Genomic DNA, 14,315 nt, shown 5'->3' with positions numbered 1-14,315 from the left:
AGAGCTGCCATGCGTCTGCCCCCATCCCTCTCCCGCACCCGATTGCTCGCGGCGGCGTGTACCGCCCTGGCCCTGACCCTGCTCCCCAGCCAGGGGCAGAGCCAGGGGGTCATGAATCTGCTCAACGCCCTGGGTGGTGGCAGCTCCACCAGCAACACCGGCGGAGGCCTGCTGGGCGCCATCACCGGTGGAGGCAGCCCCGCAGGCCAGGGGGATGACCTCATCAGCATGCTCACCCGTTCGGTTGAGAGCATCGACGAGCCCCGCGAGATCGAAATCGGCCGCCAACTCTCGGCCGTGCTGCTGGGCAGCAAACCCCTGCACCCGGACATGGCACTGCAGCGGTATGTGAATCAGCTCGGGCGCTGGATCAGCCTGCAATCGCCCCGCCCCAACCTGCCGTGGACCTTTGTGGTGCTGGACGACTCGGGGTACAACGCCTTTGCGGCCCCGGGGGGGTATGTGTTCGTGACCAAGGGCCTGATCGACCGCTGCGCCGACGAGGCCGAGCTGGCTGGCATCCTCGCCCACGAAATCACCCACGTCACCGCCAAACACCACCTGCTGGCCATTCGCAAGACGGCACAGTCGGGCATGCTGACCCAGTTGGTGGCTTCGCAGATCAAGACCAACGCCGTGGGCAACGTGGTGGCCTCGCAATTTTTGGCACTGGGGCGCAACCTGTACGCACGCGGCCTGGACCAGACCGATGAGTACGATGCCGACCGCACTGGCGTGGCACTGGCCACCCGCGCGGGGTTTGATCCCTATGGACTGGTGTCGGTGCTGCAGCACCTGCGCACCGCCACGCCTGACAACCCGGCCTTCACGCTGGCACTGGCCACGCACCCGCCTGCACAGGCGCGCCTGGAGCAACTGGAGCTGGCCATGGGCAAGAACCTCGATGGATTCACCGGCACGGCCCCCGTGACGGTGGCCCAGCGCATGAATCCCAAAGCGGCACCCGCAGCAGCAGCGGTGCCGTCGCCTGCAGCACCGGCCGAGGCTCCAGCCCGCAGCAAGGCAGCTCCCAAAAAGAAGACGTCATAAAAGCAAGCAGGGCGGCCCTTGTCACGGCGCCCCAAAGGGCTGCGGGATGTGGGCTGTCAGGCCCTGCGCGCCATGCGGGTAAAAATGAAGATACCCGCCACCACAAGCACCGTCCCGGCAGCGACCCACACCGTGAACGGTTCGCCCAGAATCCACACGCCCATGAGGATGGTGGACAACGGGCCCACCATGCCCGTCTGCGCGGCCATGCCTGCGCCGATGCGCTCAATGGCCATCATCACCATCAGCACGGGCGCGGCCGTGCACAAGGTGGCGTTGAGTACCGACAGCCAGATCACCTCAGGCGCAACGACTGCCGCACTCAGCGGCCGCAGCACCACAAACTGCAACAGGCAGCACAGGCAAGCCACGGTCGTGGCAAGCCCCACCAACCGCAGCGCGCCCAGGCGCTGCACCATCTCGCCGCTGTAAACCAGATAGATGGCATAGCTGACTGCGCTCAGGAACACCAGCAAGGTGCCCCAGGCAGCATTGGCACCCTGCAGGTTGGCCTCGTGGCCAAACACCAGAACCACGCCGCTGTAGCTCACCAGCATGCCTGCCGCCTGGGCCCAGCGGATACCACGCCCGTACAACACCCAGCCCAGCAACACGACCAGCGTGGGGTTGAGGTACAGGATGAGGCGCTCCAGGCTGGCACTGATGTAGGCAAGCCCTGCAAAGTCGAGAAAACTCGCCAGATAGTAGCCGGTGACACCCAGGCCCAGCACGCCCAGCCAGTCCTTGCGGGTGAGCGGCGGTTTGCCCCGGCTGGCCCACCAGGCCATCACGGCAAAGATGGGCAGCGCAAATAGCATGCGGTACATGATGAGCGTGACCGCATCCACCCCATGGCGGTAGGCCAGCTTGACGATGATGGCCTTGCCGCTGAAGGCGATGGAGCCCAGGAACGCCAGCACAAGGCCGGAGGCAATGCTCTTCTTTTCAGTGGTCACGGGTACGAAGGGACGCAAAGCGCCTGCTGAAGTATCTGCCGGACAGTGGTCGCCGGAGCGTTGCGCCCAGTGTGACACGGCAAGGCTGGTGCAGGCCATCGAACCTCTGCGCGGGCGCCCCCTTCATCAACGATGGCTGACAAGCCAAAGTGCACCCCGTGCCGCTCGACAGATCGGTGGGCCAACCGCCTTAGCGGTGTTTGTGGAACACCCGCTGGTGCAGCCGCCGCAGTGACCACCACACCCCTGCCGCCACCACCGGAATCGCGAGGGCTGCCGTAGTCTCCGGCGACAACGGCCAGCCCAGTTTTTGCGCGCCCTTGGCCAGATAGCTGACGAGCCCGACGATGTAATAGGTAATGGCCGCCACAGACAACCCCTCCACGGTGGACTGCATCTGCAACTGCAGATCCTGCCGGTGGTTCATGGTGGTCAGCAGCGCCTGGCTGCTTTGCTGCTGTTCGATCTCTACCCGGGTGCGCAGCAGGTTGCTCATGCGCGATACGCGCTGCGACAGCGCATCCTGCCGACGGGTTGCCCACTCACAGGTACTCCGAGCGGGGGTCAGGCGCCGGTCCATGAACTCCCGGATGGTCTGCATGCCCGCCAGGCGGGACTCGGCAATGTCCTGGATACGGCGGTCCAGCAATTCAAAGTAGGCACTGCTGGCCGAGAAGCGCGAGTGCGTGGCTGCGTACTGACTTTCCACCTGCCCGGCCAGGCGCGTCAGCCGATCGAGCAAGGCGGGCTCGTCATCACGGTTGGCCGTGCGGATGGCTTCAGCCAGCGCCGCCAGTTCGCGCTCAGCAAAGGCCAGCACGCTGGCAGCTTCGCGAGCGGCAGGCAGGCCGAGCAAGGCAGCCATGCGGTAGGTCTCGATTTCCAGCAGGCGCTGCACCAAACGCCCCAGGCGCCGTGGTGTCATGCCCCCTGCAAGCAGCACCATGCGCGAAAAGCCGTCGGCGTGGATCGCAAAGTCGGTGTACACCTCACCATGCCCGTCGGCCACGGTAGAGGCTACCAATGTGTCTTCGTGCAGAACATGCTTGACCAGAGAGCCCGATCCAAAGGTGTGTGTGGGCAGCACCCACAGGTTCAGGCTGCACAGGCACTGGCCGGGCAAAGCTGCGAGCCAGTCGTGCGGAACGGAATCCACGGCACTGACCGGCTCCCGCTCTCCAAAAGCCTCCACCGGCGCCGGGACCATGAAGGTCCAGGTGACGAATTCGGTGTGCATCTCCCAGCGCATCCGAAAAGCGCCCAAGTCCATCCGCAAGTGGGTGGTCTGGGCGTCGGGAAGCGCCATGTGGTGGTCCCGCAGGAGCGCGGCAACATGGGCCCGGCTGGCCTCGCGCCCTGCCGCATCGGCCAGCATCACGATGTGGGCGATGGCCAGCGGGGCATTCATCGCCTCGGGCGGGCGGGCGTGGATTTCGTTGTGCAGCATCGCCCGGTGCGGGTGCTGCGTGGGATGAAACGGTGTGGACATGCGGACCTCTGCCCGCAATTGTGTACTGGCGACAGCCGTACCACGTGGACGCCACTGCCCAAAAAACAACGGCACCCGAAGGTGCCGTTGATCAGGGTGAGAAAAGAGTCGGAACCGATCAGTCTTCCACAAACGCTTCTTCGCGCTTGTTCTTGACTGAAGGCAGCAGCACGATGATGAGCAGCAGTGCCGCAGCCGCCAACAGGCCAGCCGACAGCGGACGCGTCACAAACACGCTCCAGTCACCACGCGACAGCAGCAGCGCACGGCGCAGGTTCTCTTCCATCATGGGGCCCAGAATGAAGCCCAGCAGCAAAGGTGCTGGCTCGGTGCCCAACTTGTGAAAGATGTAGCCAATCAGACCAAACGCACCCACCATCCAGATGTCGAAGGTGTTGTTGTTGGTGGAGTACACACCCACCGCGCAGAACAGCACGATGGACGGATACAGCCAGCGGTAAGGCACGGTCAGCAGCTTGATCCAGATGCCGATCAGCGGCAGGTTCAGGATCACCAGCATGGCGTTGCCGATCCACATCGACGCGATCAGGCCCCAGAACAGTTCGGGGTTGCTCGTCATCACCTGGGGACCAGGCTGGATGTTGTGGATGGTCATGGCACCCACCATCAGCGCCATCACGGCGTTGGGAGGAATGCCCAGCGTCAGCAGAGGGATGAACGAGGTTTGCGAACCTGCGTTGTTGGCCGACTCGGGGGCCGCTACACCGCGGATGTTGCCTTGGCCGAAGGGCACTTCGCCAGGACGCAGCTTGGTCTTCTTTTCCACCGTATAGGCAGCAAAAGCGGCCAGCAAGGCTCCACCACCGGGCAAGATGCCCAGAGCAGAACCCAGCGCTGTGCCACGCAGCACAGCGGGGATCATGTTCTTGAAGTCTTCCTTGGTGGGGAACAGACCTTCCACCTTGGCAGTGAACACCTCACGCTCATCATCGGGGCGCGAGAGGTTGGCGATGATTTCACCGTAACCGAACACACCCATGGCGATGGTCACGAAACCGATGCCGTCGGTCAGCTCAGGGATATCGAAGCTGAAGCGCGCCACACCCGAGTTCACGTCGGTCCCCACAAGACCCATCAGCAGGCCCAGCACGATCATGGCCACCGCCTTGAGCAACGAACCCGAGGCCAACACCACGGCACCGATCAGGCCCAAGGTCATCAGCGAGAAGTATTCGGCAGGGCCGAACTTGAACGCGACTTCGGTCAGCGGAGGCGCAAACGCCGCCAGGATCAGCGTACCCACGCAGCCCGCAAAGAACGAACCCAGGCCCGCAGCCGCCAGCGCCGGCCCCGCTCGCCCCTTGCGCGCCATCTGGTAACCGTCAATCACGGTCACCACCGACGAGGACTCGCCTGGCAGGTTCACCAGAATGGCGGTGGTGGAACCACCGTACTGGGCACCGTAGTAAATACCAGCCAGCATGATCAGCGCCGCCACCGGGGGCAGCGCATAGGTGGCGGGCAGCAACATGGCGATGGTCGCCACCGGGCCAATGCCTGGCAACACGCCAATGAGCGTGCCGAGCAAACAGCCCACAAAACAGTAAATCAGGTTCTGGAAGGTGAAAGCAACACCAAAACCCAACGACAAGTTGTTAATAAGATCCATGGTCGGTGCTCCTGCTTAACCTGCGATGAAACTCGGCCACACAGGAAACTGCAGCTTGAGCGCCCACACAAAAGCCACATAGCTGCCAATGGCCAGCACGGTGGCGAGAACAAATACGGCCTTGGCATTGAATTCATTGCCAGCCAGACTGGAGATGAAGGTCAGTGCATAGATGCCCACGATGAGCCCCATGGCCGGGATGCCCAGGCTGGGCAGGCCGCCCAGCAGAATGCCGAAGGCGAAGTTGGCGGCCAGGATGAAGAACAGCGGCTTCCAGGCCCATTTGCCGATCTTGTCGCCGTCGGCGGTTTCCACGGTCAGCGCCTTGAAGGTGATCACGCTGCCGATGAGGGCCAGCAAGATACCAAGCAACAACGGGAAGTAGCCAGGGCCCATGCGCGCGCCCGTGCCCACGTTGTAAGTGGTGGCACCCCACGCAAATGCGACCCCGACGCCCATGAACATGAGCCCGGACGCAAAGTCTTTATTACTCTTGATTTTCACGAATTGTCTCCTTGACGGAATTCTCGACTGCGCGATTGTGCTGGCAAGGAGGGGGCAGCGCGATGTGGATTCCACCTACATCCGGTAACGCCTGGCAAGCATGCACCACCGGGCGAGTCGCCCAGGAGACTGTCTCGAAAACCACTCTGGAAGACGGCTGGCCAACCGCAGAGGAATGACCGCCCCTCCCCTTCGCTCACTCCAGAGGCGGCGTGGCGGCAATCACCTCTTCCATCGTGGTCAGCCCCTCGGCCACGCGCAGCGCACCCGCCAGGCGCAGGGGACGCATGCCGTCTTGCACGGCCTGCCGACGCAGCACATCAATGGAAGGCGCCTGAGTGATCTTGTCTTTGAGCGCCTCGCTGACGGTGAGCAATTCATAAAGCCCCATGCGGCCCCTGAAACCGCCCATGCGGCAATCCACGCAGCCAACCGGCTTGTACGGGTGGTAGCTACCACTGATCTTCCAGGGCTTGACCACCTCGGTCAGGGCTTCACGGCTCGCGGCCTCATCCTTTTGTTTGCAGTGTTTGCACAGCGTGCGCACCAGCCGCTGGGCCAGCACGCCCAGCAAGGTGGCATTGATGAGGTACGACGGAACACCCAGCTCCATCATGCGGGTGATGGCGCTGGGGGCATCGTTGGTGTGCAGGGTAGAGAACACCAAGTGGCCTGTCAGCGCTGCCTGGATGGCCATCTCGGCGGTCTCCAGGTCGCGGATTTCGCCCACCATGATGATGTCAGGGTCCTGCCGCATCAGGGCGCGCAGGCCTTCGGCAAAGTTGAAGTCGAGCTGCGGCTGCACCTGGGTCTGGTTGAAGCTGGGCTCGATCATTTCGATGGGGTCTTCCACCGTGCTCACGTTGACCTCTTCGGTGGCCACGCGCTTCAGGGTCGAGTACAGCGTGGTGGTCTTCCCCGAGCCCGTGGGGCCAGTCACCAGGATGATGCCGTGCGGGCGCTTGACCAGCGCCTCCCAGCGCTGCGCGTCATGCTGCGCAAAGCCCAGGGCATCAAGGTCCTTGACCGCGTTGTCCGGGTCAAAAATGCGCATGACCATCTTTTCGCCAAACGCAGTGGGCAAGGTGGACAGGCGCATTTCCACCTCTTCGCCCCGCTGGTTGCGGGTCTTGATGCGGCCGTCCTGGGGGCGGCGTTTTTCCACCACGTCGATGCGCCCCAGCAACTTGATGCGCGCCACCATCGCGTTGTGCACGCCCATGGGCATCTGGTAGACGGGGTGCAGCACACCGTCGATACGAAAACGGATCACGCCCTGGTCGCGGCGCGGCTCCAGGTGAATGTCGCTCGCGCGCTGGTCAAACGCGTACTGCCAGAGCCAGTCCACCACCTTGACCACGCCCTGGTCGTTGGCATCGAGCTGCTTGTTGCTCTTGCCCAGCTCCACCAACTGCTCAAAGCTGCTGCCACCCGAGTTGCCGCCAGCCTTCTGCGCGGCGCGCACCGACTTGGCCAGCGCAAAAAATTCAGCCGTGAAGCGGTGGATGTCTTGGGGGTTCGCCACCACCCGACGCACCGAGCGGCGCGACTGGCGCTCCACCTCGGCCACCCAGTCATCGATGAAAGGCTCGGCCGTGGCCACCACCACTTCTTTGCTGGTCACCTGCACGGGCAGCACCTTGTGGCGTTCCGCATAAGTGGCGCTCATGGTGTCTGCTACGCGCCCCACATCCACCTTGAGGGGGTCGATGCGCAGGTAGGCGAGGCCCGCACGTTGCGCCAGATACTCGGACAGCGCCTCGATGTCGAGCGGCTTGCTGTCGCTGGCGCGCTCCATGGCCACACTGGCAAGGCGTACTAGGGCATGCTGGGAGCTCTCAGCCTGCGAACAGCGGGCGATGGTGCGTTGCGCTTCCTCGCGCGAGATCACCTTGTCATCGCTGAGCCACTGCACCATGCGGCGCCAGTCCACCGGGCCAATGTGTGAAGCCGACTTCAGCCGGTCAGGGGTCACGACAGGAGCATTCATTGCAAGATTCCTCTCAGGGGTTCACAGGCTTGAACACCCGCAGCCATTTGGTGGTGGGCAGGTCCCACCGCGCCTGAATCGCCTCGGCCCGCTCGGCCAGTTCCGCGCGCTTGGGCCGCGTGGGGGTGCGCTGGGCCAGCACCACCGTGTTGCCTTCACGCGTGGGCTTGAACGCCCACAGCGCATCGCTGCCAAACGCCTGGGACATGCTCTGCAGGCTGCGGTCAAAGCTCGACGCGCGGCCGAACAGGTTCACGGTCATGCAGCCCGTCTCCGTGAGCAGTGCGCGGCAGTCGGCATAAAAATCGGGGCTATCGAGCACGGGGGCCGCAGCCTCGTGGTCATACAGGTCCACAGCCAGCGCATCCACCGTGCCCAGCCACATGGGGTTCTGGATCTCCTTGGACGCATCGGCCAGCACCACACGCAGCTTGGAGCCGTCGGGCGGCAGCTTGAACCACTGGCGGCACACGGCCAGCACCTGCGGGTTCAGCTCGATGGCGGTGGTGCAGATGCGCAGCTTTTTGTGGCAGAACTTGGTGATGGCACCCGCCCCCAGCCCCAACTGCATGGCATGGCCCTTGGACACCTGCGCCAGGTCGGCAAACAGCAGCCAGGCCATCATGCGCTGCACGTACTCCAGCTCCAGGGCAAAGGGCTCGTCGATGCGCATGGAGCCCTGGATCCAGGGTGTGCCCAGATGCAGGTGGCGCACTTCGCCATCGTCAGACACGCTGACTTCGGGCAGTTCTTGCAAGGTTTCTTTTTTACGGGCCATTCACAGCAATCCGTGCCGGGCCATCACATCGGCCCAGGCGGTCAATTTACGTTCAAAACTCCAGGAGGCGTTGGCCGGGCTGGTCGATGGCAGCCGCACGGCCTCGATGGCACGTGCGCCTGACTTCCCCACATCATGCGGCAAGAGCGTCGGCGGCCCGGCAGCTCCCAGCGCGGCAAGTGCCGCCGGCGCGTGCCGAAAACTCTCCGCACCGTTGTGCGCCAGCGCGGCCAGTCGGGGGCACACGCTGCGCAGTGCCGCAAAGTCGTTGAGCCGGGCGTTACGGATACTGGTGTCCAGGCTGCCCTCGCGCTCGCAGCTCTGGTACACGTCCCACAGGCCCAGGCCGCGATCCAGCAGCCAGGCGCAGCGGCCCGCATAGCCATCCGGCCCCGCCGGGGGCAAGGGATGCTGGGGCCACAAGGCCTGCAGGATCTTCCAGAAGTGGTTCTGGGGGTGCGCGTAGTACTGGCGGGCTTGCAATGACGCAGCCCCCGGAAAACTGCCCAGCACCAGCACCACGGTGCGCGCACCTGCCACCGGCGGCAGGCCCAGCCAGCGCGCGGATGGGCCGACGGCGTCAGGAGTGGCGGCCACAGACGGATCGGCGGCAACAGGGACTGGGGACATGGGGCAATTTTGGCCCCAAAGGGCCGTCAGCCCCGTCCGGCAGCACAAAAAAGATAGCTGTCGGCCCTTAGCCACAGGGCATCAAGCTCCCAAATTTCTCCCCATTTATCTTTTTTTGCCGATCCCTCATCCACCCTGCAATGGCTACCCGTCTGTCAGCAGCCCCTCCAACCGGGGCAAGGCGGCCAAGGCATTGGCCCTGGTGCTGCCAGCCAGCGCCGGCACAGACTCGCCGCGCAACTGGGCCACCACGGCCGCAATGCCGGGTAGTTCCCCCGGACTGTTGCGGCCCTGGGGCCGCCCTGCAGCGCGCTCAGCCGCCGTGGTGTACAGCCAGTGGGGCGGAATGTCAGGCGCATCTGTCTCCAGCACCAGGGCATCGCCGGGCAGCTCGGTGGCCAGGCGGCGCAGCTGCAGGGCGCGGTCATAGGTCACCGCACCGCCAAATCCCAGCTTGAAGCCCAGGCCGATGAACGCCTGCGCCTGCTGCAGGCTGCCGTTGAAGGCATGCGCAATACCGCCGCGCACCGGCAAATCCCGCAGGCCCTTGAGCAACTTGTCGGCAGAGCGGCGCACATGCAGGATCACCGGCATGTCAAACCGCCGGGCCAGCTGCAGCTGTGCGCGGTAGAACCGCTCCTGGCGCGCCGGGTCGAGGCCCGGCACAAAGTAATCGAGGCCGATCTCGCCTATCGCCACCAGGCGCGGGTCGGCGTGGTGCTGCTCCAGGTATCCGGCCAGATGCTGCAGGTCCTCCTCCTCGGCGCGCCCTGTGTAGAGGGGATGAATGCCCAGCGCATAGCTGTCCCCATGCTGGTGCGCCAGCGCCCGCACGGTGTCCCAGTTGCTGCGCTCCACGGCCGGAATCACGCAATGGCAAACGCCTTGCGCCGCCGCCAGTGTGCGGACTGCACTGCGGTCGGCATCGAACTCGGGGGCGTCGAGGTGGCAGTGGGTATCGATCCAGGCGGTCATGCGCCGATGATGCCCGATGCAGCCTGCAAAGGCTGCGGTCGCAGGGGACGGTGGGCCCGTGTAGCCCTGCATGTGCATTTGCCCGCAAACCGTGCTACTGTCATTTGCGTGCGCCAGGCCCTGGCGTGTACGAGCAAAGGTGACAGGATGCCCCGGCCCGCCCTCTACAGCAGCTCCCGCCCCGCCCGCAGCCGCACGCCTGCGGCGGTGGATGCCACCGAAGCCGTGGCCTCCACGGCGCCGCCCGCAGATGATTCGCCAGCGATGAACGCCGCCACCGCAGCCGCCACGCCCCCGAATTCCCAGGCATTCAAACGCCAGCTGGTCGCCCTGTGGACCATCGTGGTACTGTTGGCCGCCTTGCTGGTAGCCAGCGCCTGGCACAACACCCGCAGCCCCGCCCGCAAGATCACCCAGGACGACATCGACGCCGCGGTGCTGCGCACGCTGGAGACCACCACCCCGCCCTCTGCCGCCGCGCGCGCCGTGGAGAGCATCGGCCCCTCGGTGGTGCGCGTGGTGGGCTACGGGCGCAGCAAGAACGGCAAGGAAGAGATCGAGCGCGGCATCGGCACGGGCGTGGTCATCGTGGACAAAGGCGTCATCCTGACCAACCTGCATGTGGTGGCGGGTTCAGACCGCATAGGCATCACCTTCCACGACGGACTGGAAACCACGGCCAGCATCACCGGCGTGCAACCCGAAAACGACCTGGCCGTGCTGCAGGCCCACAAGGTGCCCGACGACCTGGAGGCCGCCACCCTGCGGTCCACCCAGAACCTGCGCCCGGGCGACCATGTGGTGGCCGTCGGCTTTCCTTTTGGCATCGGCCCGTCGGCCTCGGCGGGCGTGGTGTCCGGCCTCCAGCGCGAGTTCACGTCGCCCGAGGGCAAGCGCCAGCTCAGCAATCTGATCCAGTTCGACGCAGCGGCCAACCCTGGCAACTCTGGCGGCCCGCTGGTGACGATGGACGGCGAGGTGGTGGGCATCGTCACCGCCATCCTCAACCCCACGCAGGCGCGCACCTTCATCGGCATCGGTTTTGCGGTGCCCATCGAAAACGCGGCGTCCGCCGTCGGCATGCCCCCGTTCTGACCGTACGCCGCCCCACCACTTCACTCGTCATCGCAAGGAGTCCCATGTCATCCAGCACGTCGCCCAATGCATCGAACGCTGCCACCGCCACGCTGATGGAACAGGTGCTCTACGAGGTCAAACGCGTGGTGGTCGGGCAAGACCGCTTTCTGGAGCGTGTCATGGTCGCCATGCTGGCCCAGGGCCACCTGCTGGTCGAGGGCGTGCCGGGCCTGGCCAAGACGCTGACGGTGAAAACACTCGCCAGCACCATTCAGGGCAGCTTCAAGCGCATCCAGTTCACACCCGACCTGGTGCCCGCCGACCTGGTGGGCACGCGCATGTACAACCAGAAAACCGGCGAGTTCAGCACCACGCTGGGGCCCGTTTTCACCCACCTGCTGCTGGCCGACGAAATCAACCGCGCGCCCGCCAAGGTGCAGAGCGCGCTGCTGGAGGTGATGCAGGAGCGCCAGGTGACCATTGCAGGCGAAACCCACAAGGTGCCTGAGCCCTTCCTGGTGATGGCCACCCAGAACCCCATCGAGACCGAAGGCACCTACGCGCTGCCCGAGGCGCAGGTGGACCGTTTCATGATGAAGGTGCTGCTGGGCTACCCCACCGAGGAAGAAGAATTCGTGATCGCCCAGCGCGCGCTCGATGTGCCCGTGCAGGTGCTACCCGTGGCCACCACGGCGCAGCTGGCGGCGTTGCAGGCCGAATGCCGCACCGTGTATGTGGACCCGTCGATGCTGCAATACGCCGTGAAGCTGGTGGCAGCCACCCGCGAGCCCGCACGACATGGCCTGAAGGACCTGGCCGGCTACATCAGCTGCGGCGCCAGCCCGCGCGCCACCATTGCCCTGGCCGAGGGGGCTCAGGCCCTGGCCATGCTGCGCGGGCGCAACTACGTGCTGCCCGAAGACATGACCGATCTGGCCGCCGATGTGCTGCGCCATCGCGTGGCGCTGTCGTACGAAGCGCTGTCCGACGGGCTGGATGCCGACGCACTCATCCAGCGCATCATGGCCAAGATCCCGGCACCAGCACGTCCCTTGCATCACGAGCAAAAAGCTGCTTGAGGTGTCATCGCCATGAACAGCAAGCCGCCTGCAACCTCCGCCACGGTGCACACCCTGCCCACATTGCCCGGGCAGGCCGACCGGCTGCTGCGCGAGCTGGAGTGGAAGGTGATCCGCCGCCTGGACGGCCTGCTGCAGGGCGACTACCGCACGCTGATGCGCGGCAGCGGCCTGGACCTGACCGACCTGCGCGAATACCAGCCGCACGACGACGTACGCCACATCGACTGGAACGTGACCGCGCGGCTGAACACCCCCCATGTGCGCGTGTTCACCGAAGACCGCGAAATGTCGGCCTGGTTCCTGCTGGACCTGAGCCCGTCCATCAGCTTCGGCCCCACAGGCCACGCCAAGCGCGACATCCTGACCGGCTTTGTGGCCGTGCTTTCGCGCCTGCTTACCCGCCACGGCAACCGTGTGGGCGCCGTGCTCTACGGCGGTGCCAGTCCGAAGGCCGAACGCGCAGTGGATGCCGTACTGCCCCCGCGCAGCAGCCGCGCCCATGTGCTGCACCTGGTGCACAAACTGCTGCCGTCCAAAACCCCGGTGCCACCGCACAAGACGGGTGGCGGCGCCACCGAACTGCACCGGCTGCTGCAGACCGGCCTGGCCACGCTCAAGCGCCGGTCCACCGTATTTGTGGTGTCCGACTTCATCAGCGCGCCCGGCTGGGAAAAGCCCCTGGCCCAACTGGCCCAGCGGCATGACGTGGTGGCCGTGCGCCTGCTCGACCCGCTGGAGCTGGAGCTGCCCGACGTGGGCCTGGTCACGCTGCGCGATGCCGAAAGCGGCGAGCAACTGCAGGTGGACACGCACGACGCAGGCTTTCGCCGCCGCTTTGCCCAGTTGGCCGCCGACCGCGAGGCGGCGCTGCGCGAGGGCCTGACCCGCGCGGGCGCCGACACGCTGGAGCTGTGCACCGACGACGATCTGGTCGACGCCCTGCTGCGCTTCATGGACCTGCGCCAGCGCCGGGTGCGGGCGCACAGCAACCCCCTCGTCCCCGCATCGGCATCCGCAGGCCCTGCCGCAACGGCTGCCGCCGCCTGACCTATCGATTGATCACCCGCCGCACACGCTGTACTCGCCACCAAGGACACACACCATGGTTTTTCTCTGGCCCACCCTGCTCTGGCTGCTGCTGGCTGTGCCCCTCTTGGTACTGCTGTACTGGTGGCTGCTGCACCGGCGCAAGAAAACAGCGCTGACCTACTCCAGCCTGTCCCTGGTGCGCGAGGCCATGGGCCCGGGCCAGCACCTGCGCCGCCACATCCCGCCCGCGCTGTTTCTGCTGGCCCTGGTGGCGCTGCTGCTGGCCGCTGCGCGCCCGCTGGCCGTCATCACCCTGCCCTCGCAGGACCAGACCATCATGCTGGCCATGGACGTGTCGGGCAGCATGCGCGCCGCCGACGTGGAGCCCGACCGCATCACCGCCGCCCAGAACGCCGCCAAGGCCTTCATTGCCGACCTGCCGCGCCATGTGCGCGTGGGCATCGTGGCCTTTGCGGGCAGCGCCCAGCTGGCCCAGCTGCCCACCCAGAGCCGCGAAGACCTGGTGAAAGCCATCGACAGCTTCCAGCTGCAGCGCGGCACGGCCACGGGCAACGGCATCATGCTGTCGCTGGCCACCATCTTTCCCGATGCGGGCATCGACATCGCCGCTCTGGGCGGCCGCCAGGCCATGCGCCCGAAGCCCATCGAAGAGCTGGGCAAACAACAGGACCCCGCCAAGACCTTCACGCCCGTGGCCCCAGGCTCGTACAACTCGGCCGCCATCATCATGCTGACGGACGGTCAGCGCACCACAGGCGTGGACCCACTGGAAGCCGCCAAGTGGGCGGCCGACCGGGGGGTGCGGGTGTACACGGTGGGGGTGGGCACGGTGCAGGGCGAGACCATTGGCTTTGAGGGCTGGTCGATGCGGGTACGGCTGGACGAAGAAACCCTGAAGGCCGTGGCTGCGCGGACCAATGCCGAATACTTTCATGCGGCGACGGCGGCAGACTTGAAGAAGGTGTACGAGACGCTGAGCTCGCGGCTGACGGTGGAGAAGAAGGAGACTGAGATTTCTTCTTTGCTGGCGTTGTTGGGGGCGGTGCTGGCGTTGGTGGCGGCGGGGTTGTCGGTGTGGTGGTATGGGCGGGTGATGTGATATTT

Annotated in this window: 13 protein-coding genes; 5 read left to right on the top strand and 8 right to left on the bottom strand. The window is 65.4% G+C overall.

The annotated features are described in order from the left end of the window. The first annotated feature begins 9 nt into the window (after positions 1-9). Positions 10-1,050, top strand: coding sequence for a M48 family metalloprotease (locus ASC83_RS09125; RefSeq protein WP_056060955.1), 1,041 nt, complete (start codon positions 10-12; stop codon positions 1,048-1,050). Between the two features lie 56 nt (positions 1,051-1,106). Here ASC83_RS09125 and ASC83_RS09120 read toward each other — a convergent pair whose 3' ends face one another. The 8 genes from ASC83_RS09120 to ASC83_RS09085 all read right to left on the bottom strand — a co-directional run bounded on the left by ASC83_RS09120 (position 1,107) and on the right by ASC83_RS09085 (position 10,002). Then, positions 1,107-2,006: a DMT family transporter gene (locus ASC83_RS09120; RefSeq protein ID WP_056060951.1), complete on the bottom strand. Its 900-nt coding sequence runs from the start codon at positions 2,004-2,006 to the stop codon at positions 1,107-1,109. Positions 2,007-2,196: 190 nt separating this feature from the next. Beyond that, a complete protein-coding gene (locus ASC83_RS09115; protein ID WP_056060948.1) occupies positions 2,197-3,495 on the bottom strand; it encodes a DUF3422 family protein in 1,299 nt (432 codons plus the stop codon). A 118-nt stretch (positions 3,496-3,613) separates the two neighbouring features. After that, complete coding sequence (locus ASC83_RS09110; protein WP_056060945.1) at positions 3,614-5,125, bottom strand: tripartite tricarboxylate transporter permease; 1,512 nt, start codon at positions 5,123-5,125, stop codon at positions 3,614-3,616. 15 nt (positions 5,126-5,140) lie between these two features. Continuing rightward, positions 5,141-5,629: a tripartite tricarboxylate transporter TctB family protein gene (locus ASC83_RS09105; protein ID WP_056060942.1), complete on the bottom strand. Its 489-nt coding sequence runs from the start codon at positions 5,627-5,629 to the stop codon at positions 5,141-5,143. 196 nt (positions 5,630-5,825) lie between these two features. Further along, positions 5,826-7,619: a GspE/PulE family protein gene (locus ASC83_RS09100; protein ID WP_056060938.1), complete on the bottom strand. Its 1,794-nt coding sequence runs from the start codon at positions 7,617-7,619 to the stop codon at positions 5,826-5,828. 13 nt (positions 7,620-7,632) lie between these two features. Further along, positions 7,633-8,397 (bottom strand): hypothetical protein, encoded by a 765-nt coding sequence (locus ASC83_RS09095; RefSeq protein ID WP_056060936.1) that lies wholly within the window; start codon positions 8,395-8,397, stop codon positions 7,633-7,635. Beyond that, positions 8,398-9,027, bottom strand: a complete 630-nt coding sequence (locus tag ASC83_RS09090) for a DNA-deoxyinosine glycosylase (protein ID WP_235509342.1) — start codon at positions 9,025-9,027, stop codon at positions 8,398-8,400. Positions 9,028-9,171: 144 nt separating this feature from the next. Beyond that, on the bottom strand, positions 9,172-10,002 hold the full coding sequence (locus ASC83_RS09085) for a TatD family hydrolase (protein WP_056062088.1): 831 nt from the start codon (positions 10,000-10,002) through the stop codon (positions 9,172-9,174). Between the two features lie 147 nt (positions 10,003-10,149). Between ASC83_RS09085 and ASC83_RS09080 the strand changes: the two genes are divergently transcribed. Genes ASC83_RS09080 through ASC83_RS09065 form a run of 4 tightly spaced genes read left to right on the top strand, consistent with a single transcriptional unit; the run spans position 10,150 to position 14,310 of the window. Next, the gene (locus tag ASC83_RS09080; RefSeq protein WP_056060930.1) at positions 10,150-11,097 is read left to right on the top strand and encodes a S1C family serine protease; all 948 of its coding nucleotides are present in this window, start codon (positions 10,150-10,152) and stop codon (positions 11,095-11,097) included. Positions 11,098-11,141: 44 nt separating this feature from the next. Beyond that, positions 11,142-12,158 (top strand): MoxR family ATPase, encoded by a 1,017-nt coding sequence (locus ASC83_RS09075; protein WP_056060927.1) that lies wholly within the window; start codon positions 11,142-11,144, stop codon positions 12,156-12,158. 12 nt (positions 12,159-12,170) lie between these two features. After that, a complete protein-coding gene (locus ASC83_RS09070) occupies positions 12,171-13,208 on the top strand; it encodes a DUF58 domain-containing protein (RefSeq protein WP_056060924.1) in 1,038 nt (345 codons plus the stop codon). Positions 13,209-13,263: 55 nt separating this feature from the next. Next, positions 13,264-14,310, top strand: coding sequence for a VWA domain-containing protein (locus tag ASC83_RS09065; protein WP_056060921.1), 1,047 nt, complete (start codon positions 13,264-13,266; stop codon positions 14,308-14,310). Positions 14,311-14,315: the final 5 nt, after the last annotated feature.

It is taken from the genome of Acidovorax sp. Root402, from assembly GCF_001425125.1.
Classification (GTDB): Bacteria; Pseudomonadota; Gammaproteobacteria; order Burkholderiales; family Burkholderiaceae_C; genus Acidovorax; species Acidovorax delafieldii.
This window is presented reverse-complemented; position numbering and strand designations above follow the sequence as displayed.